General features: G+C 61.8%; 15 protein-coding genes. 6 read left to right on the top strand and 9 right to left on the bottom strand.

Going from position 1 to position 14,624, the window contains the following annotated elements:
• Positions 1–248: 248 nt before the first annotated feature.
• The 3 genes from zapE to LQ215_RS01155 all read right to left on the bottom strand — a co-directional run bounded on the left by zapE (position 249) and on the right by LQ215_RS01155 (position 2,676).
• Positions 249–1,370: a cell division protein ZapE gene (gene zapE, locus LQ215_RS01165; protein ID WP_230147029.1), complete on the bottom strand. Its 1,122-nt coding sequence runs from the start codon at positions 1,368–1,370 to the stop codon at positions 249–251.
• 196 nt (positions 1,371–1,566) lie between these two features.
• A complete protein-coding gene (locus LQ215_RS01160) occupies positions 1,567–1,908 on the bottom strand; it encodes a nuclear transport factor 2 family protein (RefSeq protein ID WP_092397918.1) in 342 nt (113 codons plus the stop codon).
• A 51-nt stretch (positions 1,909–1,959) separates the two neighbouring features.
• Positions 1,960–2,676, bottom strand: coding sequence for a helix-turn-helix transcriptional regulator (locus LQ215_RS01155; protein ID WP_003202404.1), 717 nt, complete (start codon positions 2,674–2,676; stop codon positions 1,960–1,962).
• 268 nt (positions 2,677–2,944) lie between these two features.
• Between LQ215_RS01155 and LQ215_RS01150 the strand changes: the two genes are divergently transcribed.
• On the top strand, positions 2,945–3,415 hold the full coding sequence (locus tag LQ215_RS01150) for an LEA type 2 family protein (protein ID WP_230147028.1): 471 nt from the start codon (positions 2,945–2,947) through the stop codon (positions 3,413–3,415).
• On the opposite strand, the gene LQ215_RS01145 is transcribed toward LQ215_RS01150, so the two are convergent.
• Positions 3,416–4,339: a carbon-nitrogen hydrolase family protein gene (locus tag LQ215_RS01145; protein WP_230147027.1), complete on the bottom strand. Its 924-nt coding sequence runs from the start codon at positions 4,337–4,339 to the stop codon at positions 3,416–3,418. It lies immediately after the preceding gene.
• A gap of 86 nt (positions 4,340–4,425) precedes the next feature.
• Here LQ215_RS01145 and LQ215_RS01140 point away from each other — a divergent pair, with 86 nt between their 5' ends.
• Complete coding sequence (locus tag LQ215_RS01140; RefSeq protein ID WP_230147026.1) at positions 4,426–5,334, top strand: LysR substrate-binding domain-containing protein; 909 nt, start codon at positions 4,426–4,428, stop codon at positions 5,332–5,334.
• A 3-nt stretch (positions 5,335–5,337) separates the two neighbouring features.
• Here the strand turns inward: LQ215_RS01140 and LQ215_RS01135 are convergent, their stop codons facing one another.
• On the bottom strand, positions 5,338–5,592 hold the full coding sequence (locus LQ215_RS01135) for a hypothetical protein (protein ID WP_003181187.1): 255 nt from the start codon (positions 5,590–5,592) through the stop codon (positions 5,338–5,340).
• 162 nt (positions 5,593–5,754) lie between these two features.
• Here LQ215_RS01135 and LQ215_RS01130 point away from each other — a divergent pair, with 162 nt between their 5' ends.
• Positions 5,755–6,072, top strand: a complete 318-nt coding sequence (locus LQ215_RS01130) for a DUF883 family protein (protein ID WP_230147025.1) — start codon at positions 5,755–5,757, stop codon at positions 6,070–6,072.
• 147 nt (positions 6,073–6,219) lie between these two features.
• Here LQ215_RS01130 and LQ215_RS01125 read toward each other — a convergent pair whose 3' ends face one another.
• From LQ215_RS01125 to LQ215_RS01115, 3 genes are all read right to left on the bottom strand, one after another.
• Positions 6,220–8,097 (bottom strand): feruloyl-CoA synthase, encoded by a 1,878-nt coding sequence (locus tag LQ215_RS01125; protein ID WP_230147024.1) that lies wholly within the window; start codon positions 8,095–8,097, stop codon positions 6,220–6,222.
• Positions 8,098–8,238: 141 nt separating this feature from the next.
• The gene (locus LQ215_RS01120) at positions 8,239–9,687 is read right to left on the bottom strand and encodes an aldehyde dehydrogenase (RefSeq protein WP_230147023.1); all 1,449 of its coding nucleotides are present in this window, start codon (positions 9,685–9,687) and stop codon (positions 8,239–8,241) included.
• A gap of 108 nt (positions 9,688–9,795) precedes the next feature.
• Positions 9,796–10,626, bottom strand: coding sequence for a p-hydroxycinnamoyl CoA hydratase/lyase (locus tag LQ215_RS01115; protein ID WP_003202420.1), 831 nt, complete (start codon positions 10,624–10,626; stop codon positions 9,796–9,798).
• A gap of 213 nt (positions 10,627–10,839) precedes the next feature.
• On the opposite strand from LQ215_RS01115, the gene LQ215_RS01110 reads away from it, so the two are divergent.
• Complete coding sequence (locus LQ215_RS01110) at positions 10,840–11,325, top strand: MarR family winged helix-turn-helix transcriptional regulator (protein ID WP_212796053.1); 486 nt, start codon at positions 10,840–10,842, stop codon at positions 11,323–11,325.
• Between the two features lie 170 nt (positions 11,326–11,495).
• On the opposite strand, the gene LQ215_RS01105 is transcribed toward LQ215_RS01110, so the two are convergent.
• Positions 11,496–12,800 (bottom strand): OprD family porin, encoded by a 1,305-nt coding sequence (locus tag LQ215_RS01105; RefSeq protein WP_230147022.1) that lies wholly within the window; start codon positions 12,798–12,800, stop codon positions 11,496–11,498.
• 312 nt (positions 12,801–13,112) lie between these two features.
• Between LQ215_RS01105 and mhpT the strand changes: the two genes are divergently transcribed.
• Positions 13,113–14,336 carry a 3-(3-hydroxy-phenyl)propionate transporter MhpT gene (mhpT, locus tag LQ215_RS01100; RefSeq protein WP_230147021.1) on the top strand — a complete coding sequence of 408 codons (1,224 nt, stop codon included), beginning with the start codon at positions 13,113–13,115 and terminating at the stop codon, positions 14,334–14,336.
• Positions 14,337–14,444: 108 nt separating this feature from the next.
• On the top strand, positions 14,445–14,624 hold a 180-nt coding region (locus LQ215_RS01095; RefSeq protein WP_230147163.1), incomplete at its 3' end, for a nucleoid-structuring protein H-NS.

Here is a 14,624-nt window from a genome sequence, read left to right as displayed (position 1 = left end):
GGCCAATTGGTATCTGCGGCTGAAAAATAAAGGCTTTAAAGGGGTGATGTCAAACGTCCGCGCCCTTCCCTACTGCCGATTTTTTCGGTCTATACAGCTCGGCCAAAATTAACTCAACCTAAAGGAAACTCCGAATGAAAGCTTTCCGACTTGGCAGATACCTCAGCCTCATCGCCGAGCCTCCTCGATAAACTTTTCATTTCACACCTCTGAAGTACCGTGGCTCGATACCGTCAGCGAGACACGGGTCAGGCTTGCTGACCAAAACGTTGCATTTGCATTTCCTGGAGGCGGCTGAGCGTACGGCGAAACGGGAATTGCAGATAGCCCTCGGTGTACAGCTCATCCATCGGTACCCGGGCCGAAAGGCACAGTGGCACCTTGCGGTCATAACATTCGTCCACCAGGGCGATGAAGCGCCGTACGCCGTCGTCATGGATCGACAACTGCGGCAGTTCCCGATCACCGGCCACGACCCGTTCAACACCGTCTTCGGTACCACGGGCGATGCGCCCTTCACGCTGTTCGGCGCTCAGGCACGGCACGTCACTGAGCAGGATGACGCTGAAGCGGTCGCACAGCGCCATGAAGTCCAACGCCGAGAACGGTTGCTCGCACAGGTCGGTGTAACGGCTCCAGAGCACGGTGTCGCTGGCCTGGACCGGTTCAAGCAGGCGATGGCCGACCTCGATCGGTGCGCTGCTCGACGCTTGCCCGGCGGTCAACTGGTTGAAGACGTCACCCAGCGGATCAGGTTGCCCGGGATCGCGCAGCCAATAACGCTGCTGTAATTGGCCTGGGTGCTGGCGATGGTCTTGCCAGCCGTTCACCGGTACGACCTGCATGTATCGATTGATCGCGGTGATGGTCGGCAGGAAACGCTCACGGTTGTGGCCGTTGGCATAGAGTTCTTCCGGCGGCAGGTTGGAGGTGCTGACCATCACCATGCCCAACTCGAACATCACCTGGAACAGGCGCCCGAGGATGATTGCATCGCCAATGTCATTGACGAACAGTTCGTCGAAACACAGCACCCGCACTTCAGCGCTCAACTCCCGGGCCAGGGCTTGCAAAGGATCCGGCGTGCCGGTGAGCTGGAATGAACGCTGATGCACCCACGCCATGAAATGATGGAAGTGCTGCCGACGGGCCGGCACCTTGAGGCTTTCATAAAAGCGATCCATCAACCAGGTCTTGCCACGCCCCACCGGGCCCCAGAGATAAACGCCCTTGATCGACTTGCGACCTTCGTGCAACGCCGTGTGGCATTGCTCCAGCGTCATGATGGCCAATTCCTGGGCCTCGTCCTGGACGAAGCCGTGGTGTTCGATGGCATGCTGCCAGGCGCTCAAGGGGGAGTCGAAAGTCATACGGCCCGGGTCCGGAAAACGAAGGTGGGGAGTATGCCATGGCGGGCGATCAGGGGAACCCTGCACAGAACCCTGGGGCGCGGGGATTTATCCCCGCTGGGTCGCGCAGCGACCCCTTTTTTTTGCGGTTGCTGCGCAACCGAGCGGGGATAAATCCCCTCGCCACAATTGTGTCCACCACCCAAAGTGCAGAATGCTAAATCGAGATATCCAACCGACTGATCTTGCCCTGCTCATCAAGCCGGAAGGTATAACGCAACTCCAGCGGACTGCCGGGGAAGGTCCCGGAAATCAGATTGTGCACCAATACCTTACCGGTGCGCTGCTGCACATTGAGGACCTCCACCCGCGGCTGGAAGCGCTGGGCGGTGTCTTCCATCCATTGGGCGATGGCCTGGGCGCCGACACGGTGCTGGCCTTCATCGAACACGTTGGCATCCTCGGCGAAGAAACGCGTCACCGCCGAACTGTCACGGGCATTGGCGGCCGCGATGTAGCCGGCGATGGCCGGGGCCAGGGAAGAGACGGGATTGGACATGGTACGGCTCCTTGTTTTATCGATCTGGCACCATGCTAGAACAGCCCTGTGTCAGTTTTTGTCAGGAGTGAAACGCCCGGTTTCGTCCAGCTTCATCAGTGCAAACCAGTCACGCAGCAAGTCGCTGCGTCGGCCCGGATAGCGCTCGCCCTGCTCCGTGGCAGAGGCAATCCGGTCAGTGCGAAAAGTCCGATAGGCGCCGCGTAATTCGCACCAGGCCACCACCACCCGCGCCTCATTGAAAAAGCCCAGGGCCAGCGGCCAGATCAAGCGTTGGCTCGGGGTCTTGTTCACGTCGGCGTAATCGATGTGCAGCTTGGCCTGGGCGCGAATGGCCTGACGGTAGACATTCAGTTCCACGGTGTTCTGCGGATAGCCATAACCCGGCGGGCCGGGCAATACCGTGGGGTTGCGCAAGGCGTCTCGCACATCGGGGGCCAGCACTGCGGCGACCTTCGCCAGGGCGTCGGCGGCGGCCTTGCCCAGCACCTCGTCGGCACGCTGATCAACGTAGCGCAAGCCCAGCACAATCGCCTCGATTTCATCGGCGGTGAACATCAGGGGCGGCAGGAACAGCCCGCTGCGCAAGACATAACCAATGCCCGCCTCGCCCTGGATCGGCGCGCCGAGGGCGGTGAGTTCGGCGATGTCGCGGTACAAGGTGCGCTCGGAAACGTTCAGTTCGCCGGCCAATGTCGCAGCGGTGACCGGGCAACGCTTGCCCCGCAAGACTTGCAGCAAAGTGAGCAACCGAGAGGTACGCGACACGATGGACTGTCCGGAAAAAAAAGATGACGCAGATTAGCAGAGGCTGGTGTCAGAAACTGTCAGGAGCCTTGGTTCACGGTCACCCCAGCAACATACTGGCTTTGTGGCGAGGGGATTTATCCCCGCTGGGGCGCGAAGCGGCCCCAAAATGGATGATCTAGCCCGACTCGACTGGTTGGATTCAGACTTTTGGGACTGCTGCGCAGTCCAACGGGGATAAATCCCCTCGCCACAAGGGTTCGTTTTTTCATTCTTTGAGAGTTTATCCATGCGCAGAATCCTCGGCCTTTCCGTTTTCCTGATCCTGCTCAACCTGAGCGCCTGCGCCCTCTTCCCGCACCGTGACCCGCTGAACATCAACGTGGTCGGCATCGAACCCTTGCCCAACCAGGGCCTGGAGGTGCGTTTCGCCGTGAAACTGCGCGTGCAGAACCCCAACGAAACCGCTATCGACTACAACGGCGTGGCGCTGGACCTGGAGGTCAACAACCGTACGCTGGCGACGGGGGTCAGTGACCAGGCAGGTTCGATCCCGCGCTTTTCCGAGGCAATTATCAGCGTCCCGGTGAGTATTTCGGCATTTTCGGTGTTGCGCCAGACCCTGGGCCTGAGCCAGACCCAAAGCCTGGACAACCTGCCCTATGTGCTCAAGGGCAAGCTCGCCGGCGGCGTATTCGGCACCCTGCGCTTCGTTGACCGCGGAACCCTCGACTTGCCGGGCTCCACCGCCAACTGGTGATCAGGCAGTGAAGCGCACGCCGGGCTTGGCGCGCTCGTCCACCACCAGCTCAAACACATCCGGCCTGGCGTAATGCCCGACCACGTCATAGTCGTAGCGCGCCCGCACCAATTCATCGGTATCGATTTCGGCGGTGAGTAACCCCGCCGTGCCTTTCAGCGGCCCGGCCAGCACGTCGCCCATGGGCCCGACAATCACACTGCCACCGGCAATCAACGGCCGCTCGGCCGGCCAGTTCGCAACGTCGATACCCAGGGCCTGCGGCGAAGCCTGGACCTGGCAGGCACTGACCACGAAGCAACGACCTTCGTGAGCGATATGACGCATGGTCACCTGCCACATCTCCCGCTCATCCACCGTCGGCGCACACCAGACTTCCACGCCCTTGGCGTACATCGCGGTGCGCAGCAGCGGCATCATGTTTTCCCAGCACACCGCCGCGCCGACTCGGCCGACCTGGCTGTCGATCACGGGCAAGGTCGAACCATCGCCCTTGCCCCAGATCAGCCGCTCGGTGCCGGTGGGCATCAACTTGCGGTGCCGGGCCACCAGGCCCGCATTGGGTTCGAAATACAGCGCGGTGCAGTACAGGGTGCTGCCGACACGCTCGATGACGCCCAGCACCAGGCTCGCTCCCGTACGCGCCGACAGCCCGGCCAGCGCTTCGGTTTCCACGCCGGGCACGTCAATGGCATTGGCAAAATAGCGGGCAAACGCCTCGCGCCCCTCCGGCAGCCGGTAGCCTAGTTGCGTCCCAAACCCCTCGCCCTTGGGATAGCCGCCCAGCAGCGCTTCAGGCATCACCACCAGGCGCGCGCCGGCCTGGCGAATGGCCTCTTCATAGGAAAGGATCTGTGCCAGGGTCTCGCTCTTGCCGCCAGGCAACGAGCCGATCTGCAGGGCAGCCACAATGGATTTGGGCATGGTTTTTCAACTCCTTGATCATCAGGTGTTGCTGATTCTCAAGCAGCGGCCGATCATGAATAAAGCCCGGAATGTTGCTAAATGATATGAGCCTTATGAATATCGCCGACATAGACCTCAATCTGCTCAAGACCTTCGAAGCCCTGCATGACGAATCCAGCGCCAGCCGCGCAGCCGTGCGCCTGGGCGTGACCCAGTCGGCCATCAGCGCAGCGCTGCGCAGGCTTCGCGGTCTGTATGACGATCAATTATTCGTGCGCACCGGCCGGGGCCTGGCGCCGACGCTGCGGGCCAACCAACTGAAGCCGGTGATCAGCGAAGCACTGGATAAATGTCGCCAGAGCCTGGCAATGGTCGACCCGGATGCCAGCCATTACGAAGGCCGCTCGGTCATCGTCGGCCTGTCGGACGATTTCGAGATCGCCCATGGGCGGCGCCTGATTGACGAAGTGGCCCGACGGGCGCCGGGCCTGCGCTTGATTTTCCGCCAGACCCACAGTCAGATCGTCGGTCGGGCCCTGATGGAGCGCGACCTTGACCTGGCGATCACGGCGGGCGGTTTCGCCCAGCGGTTGCTCAGCCGCCAGGTGTTGGGCGAAGGCGATTACGCCTGCCTCCTGGACCCGGCGAGCCTGGCGCAGGGCCAACAATCCCTCAGTCTGGAGGCGTTCGTGGCCCGTGAGCATCTGCTGGTGTCTTCGGGTGGTTTCATCGGCATCACCGACGAAGGGCTGGCCGGGCTTGGCCTGAGTCGACGAGTGTGCGCCTCGACCACCCACTTTGCCGCATTGCCGTTCCTGCTCAAGGGCAGCCAGGCCGTGGCAACCATCCCGGCTCACGCCGCCCGAGCCATCGCCGACCTCAGCGGCCTGGCCTTGCTGCCCTGCCCCCTGGCCTTGCCCCGCTACCCCATCGAACTGGGCTGGCGAACCCACACGCAAATGGAACCGACCATGCTCAAGGTTCGCGAGGCCATTGCGGCAACATTCGCCTAAGGCTTACTTGTTGGCAGCCATCAGTCGATTGACTTCGCTGCGCACCATGTTGGCGTACTCCGGCGGCGACATGCCGTCCAGTTCGGCACGTACCCACTCGGCCCACTTGCCCTTGCGTTTGGAGCGTTCGCCGAACAAGCGGGCGGCATCGCCCTTGGCCTTGCCCAGGTTGTTTTGCCACAGTTCAAAAAGTCGGGATTTTTCGTCTTCCAGCGCGGCGCGCTCGGCCAAGGGCTTGTCAGCCAGATTGAAGCTCATGGGAATTACCTGTTGCGTAAATAGGCGCCATCTTACACCTTGAAGGGAAACGTCTTAACCACGATTTGTGATGGGGCTGCGCTGCCAAGCCGAACGTTGCAACTTTTGTACAAGCGCAGCACTCCATTGTTCAATGCCATCATCCACACAAGGAGTACTTCCATGGCCCGTAAAGGCACCGTGCAAGCGAACGGAGAGCAAATCAAGGATCAAGCCTTCAGCGAATTGACGGCGCTGATTGAAGAATCGGAAAAATTGCTCAAGAGCAGTGCCTCGTTGGTGGGCGAAGAGGCCGAAAACCTGCGAGGCCAGGTATCCCAGAAACTGCAACAGGCGCTCGACTCGGTCACCAGCGCCAGGGAACGTACCCGCCCCATGGTCGATGCTACTGAGGTTTATATTGGCGGCCACCCCTGGCAAACCGTGGCGATTTCCGCGGGGTTCGGGCTGGTGGTGGGTTTGTTGCTAGGACGGCGTTAAACATCACAAACCAGTCCCCGGACCTCATGTGGGAGCGAGCTTGCTCGCGATGACGGTGTGTCAGGCAACATCTCTGCTGCTGAACCACCGCTATCGCGAGCAAGCTCGCTCCCACAGGGGATTTGTTGTGGGTCTACAATTCTTGCTTTAAGCCACAGGTCCCGCCCGCAGGATCGACACATCCACCCCGCGATACAGCGCCTCCACCTTCCCCGCCCGCCACTGCAACACCGCCCGCTGGTTGATCGAGCCCTTGTCGGTGATTTCACCGCGGTCGATGGAGGCCGGCTCATCGAGCAACGCTATCCACTCCACACGACTGGCGTTGCCGCTGGCTTCGCGGTTCAGGCGTTGCAGCCAGTCGGCGAACCACTGGCGCACCGGCGGGCTGGCGAGGACCTGGGCCTCGCTGGCGTCCGCACCCAGGCCTGACAAGCGTCGGCATTCCGCAAGCCGTGGGAACACCAGCGCCCCCAGGCACTCGCGATCCGGGGCGGTGATCACCAGGTCCTGGACATAGGGCGTGCCCTCCAGCACCGCCCGGTTGCGCAACGGCCCGACGCTGACGAAGACACCGGAAGACAATTTGAAATCTTCGGCAATCCGCCCATCGAACATCAGCCCCAGTTGCGGATGGCTGGCATCGGCCAGTTTGATCGCATCCCCCGAGCAATAGAAACCGTCCTCATCGAACACCTCGGCCGTTTGCTGCGGCGAGCGCCAGTAGCCGGGCATGATGTGCGGCCCGCGAAAACGCCCTTCGAACTTGCCGTCCACCGGCACCAACCGTACTTCGCAGCCGGGTGCCGGAAGGCCGATGTAGCCGGCCATGGACAATGGCCCAGTGGTGAAGGTGCAGGACGGCGACGCTTCAGTCATGCCCAGGCCCGCCATCATGCGGATACGTTCGCCACAGTGCTGCTCGGCGACCTTGTCCAGCCTGTCCCAAGTACTTTGCGACAGGCCCGCCGCCGCGAAGAAGAACAGGCTGATGCGCTTGAAGAAACGCTCGCGTAACTCACCGTCCCGCTCCAGGGCGCTGACCAATTCTTCCCAGCCCTTGGGCACGGTCAGGTAGGCGGTCGGCGAAATTTCCTTAAGGTTGCGCAAGGTTTCGGCGAAGCCCTGGGCGGTGGGTTTGCCGTCGTCCAGGTAGAACGTGCCGCCGTTGTACAGCACGATGCCGACGTTGTGGCTGCCACCGAACGTGTGGTTCCACGGTAGCCAGTCCACCAGCACCGGCGGCACCTCGCCGAACACTGGAAAGGTCTGCAGCAGCATCTGCTGATTGGCGCACAGCATACGCTGGGTGGTGATCACCGCCTTGGGCAGCTTGGTGGAGCCTGAGGTAAACAGGAACTTGGCGATGCTGTCCGGGCCGGTGGCGGCGAACGCCTGCTCGGCCTCGACGCCGCCAGGTTGGGCCAGCAGGCTGGCGAAGCTTGTCCTCGACCGGCCCGCCATTTCACCACGCACGGTGATCAGGGGAACGTGCGCCGGCAACACGGCATTGATCGCTCGTTCGAACGGGGCGGCTTCGCTGACGAACACCAGCCCCGGCTGCAACAGATCGCAGACGTGGCGCAGCTTGGCGAAATCCTGGGACAGCAATGAATAGGCCGGCGATACCGGGCAATAGGGAATACCGGCGTACATCGCGCCGAGGGCCATTTGCAGGTGCTCGATGTCGTTGCCGGAGAGCAGCGCCAAGGGTTTTTCGGCCGACAAACCATAGCCGAGCAGGCTTTGGGCGATGGCCCGGACACTGTCGAGCATTTGCGCATAGCTGACGCGACGCCAGTCACCGCCGGCTTCACGGGCCGCGATAAACGTCTGTTCTGGGCGCACCTCGGCCCAGTGCACCAAGCGCTCGAGCAATCGCGCCGGCAGCGGGGCCAGCGGTTCCAGGGAGCGCATGTGCAAGATGCCACGCTCCTCCCGGACTTCGACGGCAGGATGACCAATCGACACCTGGCGATACCGCCCGGCCTCGGGTCGGGAGGACGATCTGGACTCGGAACTCACGTACATTTCCTCCACCAAGGCACACTCGGGTCGCGATGCGAGCGGAGCGCGGCAGCACGGGGCTGCGGCCTTGTCATTATTATTCTGGCCTGCATCGGGGCAACGGCGTTCTAGGCTCGATCGCCCGCGATGCGACGGGTTTCAGATCGGGTAATGCCGGGGACCGTTCTGCAAGGTCACCCAACGCAACTGGGTGAAATGCTCGATGGACGCCTTGCCGCCAAAGCTGCCGTAACCACTGGACTTGACCCCGCCGAAGGGCATCTGCGCCTCATCGTGCACGGTCGGCCCATTGATGTGGCAAATGCCCGACTCGACACGTTGGGCCAAGGCCAGCGCGCGGCTGGTATCGCGGCTGAAAATCGCGGCCGACAGGCCGAACTCGGAATCGTTGGCCAGGCGCAGCAGCGCTTCATCGCCATCACCGCGCAGCAGCACTGCCACCGGGCCGAAGGACTCTTCGCGGTACAGGCGCATCTGCGCAGTGACGCCGTCGAGCAAAGTCGGCTGCAGGATGCTGCCTTCCAACTGCCCACCCGTTACCAGCGTTGCGCCTTTGGCCAGGGCATCGTCGATCAGCCCCTTGATGCGTTGACCGGCACTGACATCGACCAACGAGCCGAGCACCGACTCAGCGGCCGCCGGATCGCCAGCGCGCAGGGTGGCGATCTTGGCGGTCAAGCGGGCGACGAACTCATCCGCCACACGGGCATCGACGATCAGTCGCTCGGTGGACATGCAGATCTGGCCCTGGTTGAAGTACGCGCCAAAGGCCGCCGCTTGCACTGCGGCGTCCAGGTCGGCGTCGTCCAGCACCAGCAGCGGCGCCTTGCCGCCCAGTTCCAGCAAGGCCGGCTTGAGGTGGCGCGCCGACAGTTCACCGACGATGCGCCCGACGTGGGTCGAACCGGTGAAATTGACCCGGCGCACTGCCGGGTTGGCGATCAACCGCTCGACAATGGCCGGCGCATCCGCGGGGGCGTTACAGATCACATTGACCACGCCGTCACCCAGGCCGGCGTCCTGTAACACCTGGCCGATCAGCCGGTGCACCGCCGGGCTTATTTCCGAAGCCTTGAGTACTACGGTGTTACCGCAGGCCAGCGGCATGGCAATGGCGCGGGTGGCGAGAATGACCGGGGCGTTCCAGGGCGCGATGCCCAGCACCACGCCGCAAGGCTGACGCAGGGCCATGGCGAAACTGCCAGGCACGTCCGAAGGAATGATTTCGCCATTGATCTGGGTCGTCATGGAAGCGGCTTCGCGCAGCATGTTCGCCGCCAGGTGCACGTTGAAACCGTACCAATTGGCCATGGCGCCGGTCTCGCCGGCAGCAGCGACGAATTCACTGCTGCGGGCCTGCAACTGCTCGGCCGCTCGCAACAACCGCGTGCGGCGTTCGTTGGGCGCCAACGCGGCCCAGGCGGGGAACGCCGCTTGGGCCGCGGCTACCGCGGCGTCGGCATCTTCAAGGGTGGCGGCGGCCACGCGAGACACCACCTCACCCGTCACCGGGTTGCAGCGTTCGAAGGTCCGGCCGTCACGGGCCGGGCACGACTGGCCGCCAATCAACAGGGGCACGTCCAGCATGGTGATTCCTCTTTATTGTCTTTATCGGGAATGCATCGCAGCGGTGTAACAGTAGCGCCAGGGCGACGCAGCGAACAGCGGGATGCGGCCCGCCATTCGCCGGTCCATTCAGCGCTTATAGGTTTGCAAGCCGGGCTTGATGCTCTTGTCGTCCAGGAACTGCTTCATGCCCTGCTCGCGGCCACCTTCGGTGTCGAGCAGGCGCGACTGGTCGAGCTTGGCGTACAGGTAATCCTCGTTCTGCTCCCAGGTCAGTTCGCGGCAGCGCTTGAAACCATGCTTGGCGGCTCGCAGCACCACTGGGTTCTTCTCTAGCAGGTTGCGCGCCAGCTCCACCGTGACTTCACGCAGCTGCGCCAGGGGCACGCTTTCATTGACCAGGCCCATTTCGGCGGCTTTCTGCCCACCGAACGTCTTGCCGGTCATGATGTAGTACAGCGATTGGCGATGGCCCACGGTATCGGCCATGGCCTTGCTGACGAGGTTGCCCGGCGGGATGCCCCAGTTGATTTCCGAGAGACCGAAGGTCGCTTCGTCGGCGCAGATCGCCAGGTCGCACGCCACCAGCGGACTGAAACCGCCACCAAAGCACCAGCCGTTGACCATGGCGATGGTTGGCTTGGCGTACATGCGCAGCAGCTTCCATTGCCATTGCGACGCCTCACGACGGATTTTTTCCTGAAGGATTTCCGGCCCGGCATCCACTTCGCGGAAATACTCCTTGAGGTCCATGCCGGCGGTCCAGGCATCACCGGCGCCGGTCAACACCAATACACCAGCGGCCGGATCCTGCTCCAGCGTCTCGAGCACGTCGATCATCTCGCGGTTGAGGGTCGGGCTCATGGCGTTGCGCTTTTCCGGACGATTGAGGGTGACCCAGGCGATGCCCTCCTCGATATCGACCTTGACCGTTTTCCAGCGACCTTCGTAGTTGCTCATGATGCGTGCTCTCTTGTTCTTGGCTGAAGATGATCAAAAACTAAACTGGAAAATTAGTTATGTCAATTAACTATTAATCGATTTATCTGTATTTTTCCGGGCCTTGACCGAAGGTTACAAATCTCGAATATGCGCAAGCCCATAGCCAGGGCGCCGCAACCCCGGCAAACTGGATAGCCTTGTTAATCACTTACCTTGAGGAAGTTCACTTCGATGGCCAAGTCTTCCAAGCTTGCCGAACCCGCCGAGCCCCTGGCCGCCGGTACCGACGCGCAAGCGCCGCTGGACTCTGCGCTGGACGACCTGATCGGTTACGCCCTGCGCCGCGCCCAGTTGAAACTGTTCCAGAACCTGATTGGCCGGCTCGCCGTCCACGACCTGCGCCCTGCCCAGTTCTCGGCCCTGGCGATCATCGACCAGAATCCCGGCCTGATGCAGGCCGACCTGGCCAAGGCCCTGGCGATCGAGCCACCACAAGTGGTGCCGCTGCTGAACAAGTTGGAAAGCCGGGCCCTGGCCGTGCGCGTGCGGTGCAAGCCGGACAAGCGCTCCTACGGGATTTTCCTGAGCAAGACCGGCGAAACCCTGCTCAAGGAACTCAAGCAAATCGCCGCACAGAGCGACCTTGACTCCACGGCGACCCTTTCGGGGGCTGAACGTGAGGAATTGTTGCGGTTGTTGAAGAAGGTTTACCAATAAAGGACACCGCTCCCCTGTGGCGAGGGAGCTTGCTCCCGCTGGGTTGCGCAGCGACCCCAAGACAGTCGACCAGGTTTGTCTGAAGCACCGCAATCAATAGCTTAGGGCTGCTTCGCAGCCCAGCGGAGCAAGCTCCCTCGCCACAAAAGCACGGCATCCTCGTCAAGGCATCACCAGATCGGCACGCTGTACGTCACCAGGAACCGGGTCTGGTTCTCGTCGCGAAACGCCGCCGTACCCGGGAAGTCGTTGCGATAGATCGATTTGCGTGCCAGCAGCCCGACGTTTTTCAGCGGACCGCTCTGGATCACGTACCCCAGCTCCATCTGGAACTCGCGCTCCTTGCGATCCTCGGCATTGAGGGCCGCCAGTTCGATGTGATCGCCACGCACATACCGCAGCCGACTCCGCAGGCCCGGCACGCCCACGGCGGCGAAATCATAGTCATGGATCGCCTGCCAGGTGCGTTCCTTGGCATTGAGGAAGTCCGAGCTCATGGTCATTTCACTCAAGCCCATCAGCTCGGTGCCAGACACATAAGGCGTGGCCGTATCGCCACTGGCGTGCATGTAGCCCAGACTCAAGCGATGCCCGCCCAGGCGATAGCCGACCAGCGCCGAGACATTGCGGTTATCCACCTTTCCGGCTTTGGCCGCGCCGTCTTCGTCGCTGAAAAAACTGCGCAGGTCGGTGGTCAGGACGCCATCGCCCAAGGGCAGGTTATGCAACAGCGCCAGAGTGTTCTGCTGGTACAAGTCTGCCACTTCGGCGTGGTAGGCCCGCAGGCTGAGGTCTTTGTTGACCTGGTAGTCGCCGCCCACGTACGCCATATGGGAAGAAGTCGCCGCACCGTTGAAACGACGGTTGGGCGAGGCGATGCTCATCGGTTGGTAGTCGGTGGAATCGCGCCGGGCGATTCGATCGATATAACCGGTGTTCAACGTCAAGCCGTCGATGTCCTTGGAACTGAGGGTCGTCCCGCGAAAGGTCTGCGGCAGCAGCCGCGATGGGCTGGCAAAGGCAAACGGCAGGAAGATCGACACATCGCCGGTCTTCACCGTGGTTTGCGCGAAACGCAGCTTGCCGGTCACGCCCAGGCGCGAATACTCATCAGCTGCGCGCTTGTCGCTGCTCGACACCGGCAACAGTTCGGTGCCGCTTCGGTCCGGCGACGAGTCGAGCTTGATGCCCAGCAACCCCCTCACGTCGAGGCCGAACCCAACCGCGCCCGGGGTGAACCCCGACTCCATGTTCATGAACACACCCTGAGCCCATTCCCGGGCTGCGGTCTTGGCGCCATCGTCCTTGTAGTCGCGGTCCATGTAGTAATTGCGCAAGGTCAACGTACCGTGGCTGTCGTCGATGAATCCTTCCGCCCACACGGGAGAACCGAGGCTCAGCCCGAGACAGGCCAGCAGGGGGACGAAGGATGAAACAGGGCGCGCCGACAGCGTGTCCCGAGCAAGGTTTGGCATGTTCGATATCCAGTTATTGTTGTTGTTTTGATCGGCCCAGCCTTGGTGATGGGGGCCGTGCGCACCAAGAATGGAAACGGTACGGGCGCTTCGTCAATCAACAGCGACCGATAATCGAACATTAATATCATTAACTAATTTATCAATTTACTCTTGGATTCTTTCCAAGCCGCTGATTTTCATAATGATCTCGCCCGTTATGGTGTTCCTCTTGGCGCCGTTCATTTTTTAGTTAGCTTTGTTAATCTTAAATCCACCGGCCGGTTATCCTCCGAGCCGGTGTCCCTCACAAAAACAATAAGAGGATTTGCCATGAACCTTCCGGCGCGTCGTGCGACGCTGACCATCGCCTTGTGTTTCATCGTCGCGTTGATCGAGGGTTTCGACCTTCAGTCAGCCGGTACCGCAGCCGCAGGGCTGCGACAGACGTTTGCCCTGGACCCGAAAATGATGGGTTGGGTATTCAGCGCCGGGATCATCGGGCTGTTGCCAGGTGCGTTCTTCGGTGGCTGGATCGCTGATCGCATCGGTCGCAAGAAAATCCTCGTCATCGCCGTCTTGCTGTTTGGCGTGTTTTCCCTCAGCACCGCTTATGTCGAACACTTCTCAAGCCTTTTGCTGGTGCGTTTCATGACTGGCCTGGGCTTGGGCGCCGCCCTGCCCAACCTCATTGCCCTGTGCGCCGAAGCCGTGGGCGAGCAGCGCCGGGGCACGGCCATCAGCGTGATGTATGCCGGCGTGCCGTTGGGTGGTGCGTTGGCGGCAGTGGTCGCGATGTTGTTTGGCGAGCACTGGCAGATGACGTTTTTCATCGGTGGGTTGGCACCCTTGCTGGTGGTCCCGCTGATGCTCCTGTGGCTCCCCGAGTCCAGCGCCTTTCGCCGGGCCCGGGATGACGGCTCATCGCGCGGCTCCACCGCCCAGGCATTGTTTGGTGAAGGTCGCGGCCGTACCACCTTGGCGCTGTGGCTGAGTTATTTCTTCACCCTGACGGTGATGTACATGTTGCTCAACTGGCTGCCGTCGTTGCTGCTGGAACAGGGGTTCAGCAAACCCCAGGCCGGCCTGGTGCAGATGCTGTTCAACATCGGCGGAGCGCTTGGCTCGTTGCTCGGTGGCCTGTTGCTGGACCGCTGCAATGGCATCAAGGTGGTGCTGTACGTCTATGCCGGGCTGCTGAGCGCCCTGGGCGGGGTCGGGTTGTCCGTTGGTATCGTGCCCATGGCCATTGCCGGGTTCGCCGCCGGGTTGTTTGTCATGGCTGCGCAGTTGGTGCTCTATGCGTTGGCACCGCCCTCCTATCCTACGGCGGTGCGTGCGACGGGGGTGGGTGCTGCGGTGGCCATCGGGCGCCTGGGGTCGGTGGCCGGGCCTCTGGCCGCTGGGCAGATCCTGGCGGCCGGGGGTGGGACCACTGCTGTATTGCTGGCGACCTCGCCTGGGTTGGTGGTTGCTACGTTGGCGGTTCTTAGTGTGATTCGTTATTCGGCCGGGCCGGGGTTGGGTGCTTCTGAGCCGGTCGCTGGGAATTCCTGATTCGGTGTGTATATCCGTTATTTAGGTCACGGCGGCTTATGGTTCCGCCCTTACGGCGGGTCACTTTTGAAGAGCGCAAAAGTAACCAAAACGCTTTTGCCCCACCACTTGGCACCTCGCCTAGGCTCGGTGTGCCCTCACTCCGGCATTGCTCCGTGGGCCCGCCGCGAAGGGCCATCCATGGCCCAGCGCGGCTATCCCGGCATCCATGCCGGGATGCCCACTGCGCAATGCCTGCGTTCGGCCATCGTGGTTAATGGGGCGCCCCAGATCAAAATCAAGATCAAG

The organism is Pseudomonas brassicacearum, assembly GCF_918698105.1.
Classification (GTDB): domain Bacteria; phylum Pseudomonadota; class Gammaproteobacteria; order Pseudomonadales; family Pseudomonadaceae; genus Aquipseudomonas; species Aquipseudomonas brassicacearum_F.
This window is presented reverse-complemented; position numbering and strand designations above follow the sequence as displayed.

Coding starts and splice junctions, on each gene's coding strand:
- LQ215_RS01140 (WP_230147026.1), top strand. CDS start 4,426: ATGAGCCTTATGAATATCGCCGACATAGACCTCAATCTGCTCAAGACC.
- zapE (WP_230147029.1), bottom strand. CDS start 1,370: ATGACTTTCGACTCCCCCTTGAGCGCCTGGCAGCATGCCATCGAACAC.
- LQ215_RS01150 (WP_230147028.1), top strand. CDS start 2,945: ATGCGCAGAATCCTCGGCCTTTCCGTTTTCCTGATCCTGCTCAACCTG.
- LQ215_RS01145 (WP_230147027.1), bottom strand. CDS start 4,339: ATGCCCAAATCCATTGTGGCTGCCCTGCAGATCGGCTCGTTGCCTGGC.
- LQ215_RS01110 (WP_212796053.1), top strand. CDS start 10,840: ATGGCCAAGTCTTCCAAGCTTGCCGAACCCGCCGAGCCCCTGGCCGCC.
- LQ215_RS01135 (WP_003181187.1), bottom strand. CDS start 5,592: ATGAGCTTCAATCTGGCTGACAAGCCCTTGGCCGAGCGCGCCGCGCTG.
- LQ215_RS01160 (WP_092397918.1), bottom strand. CDS start 1,908: ATGTCCAATCCCGTCTCTTCCCTGGCCCCGGCCATCGCCGGCTACATC.
- LQ215_RS01115 (WP_003202420.1), bottom strand. CDS start 10,626: ATGAGCAACTACGAAGGTCGCTGGAAAACGGTCAAGGTCGATATCGAG.
- mhpT (WP_230147021.1), top strand. CDS start 13,113: ATGAACCTTCCGGCGCGTCGTGCGACGCTGACCATCGCCTTGTGTTTC.
- LQ215_RS01120 (WP_230147023.1), bottom strand. CDS start 9,687: ATGCTGGACGTGCCCCTGTTGATTGGCGGCCAGTCGTGCCCGGCCCGT.
- LQ215_RS01130 (WP_230147025.1), top strand. CDS start 5,755: ATGGCCCGTAAAGGCACCGTGCAAGCGAACGGAGAGCAAATCAAGGAT.
- LQ215_RS01105 (WP_230147022.1), bottom strand. CDS start 12,800: ATGCCAAACCTTGCTCGGGACACGCTGTCGGCGCGCCCTGTTTCATCC.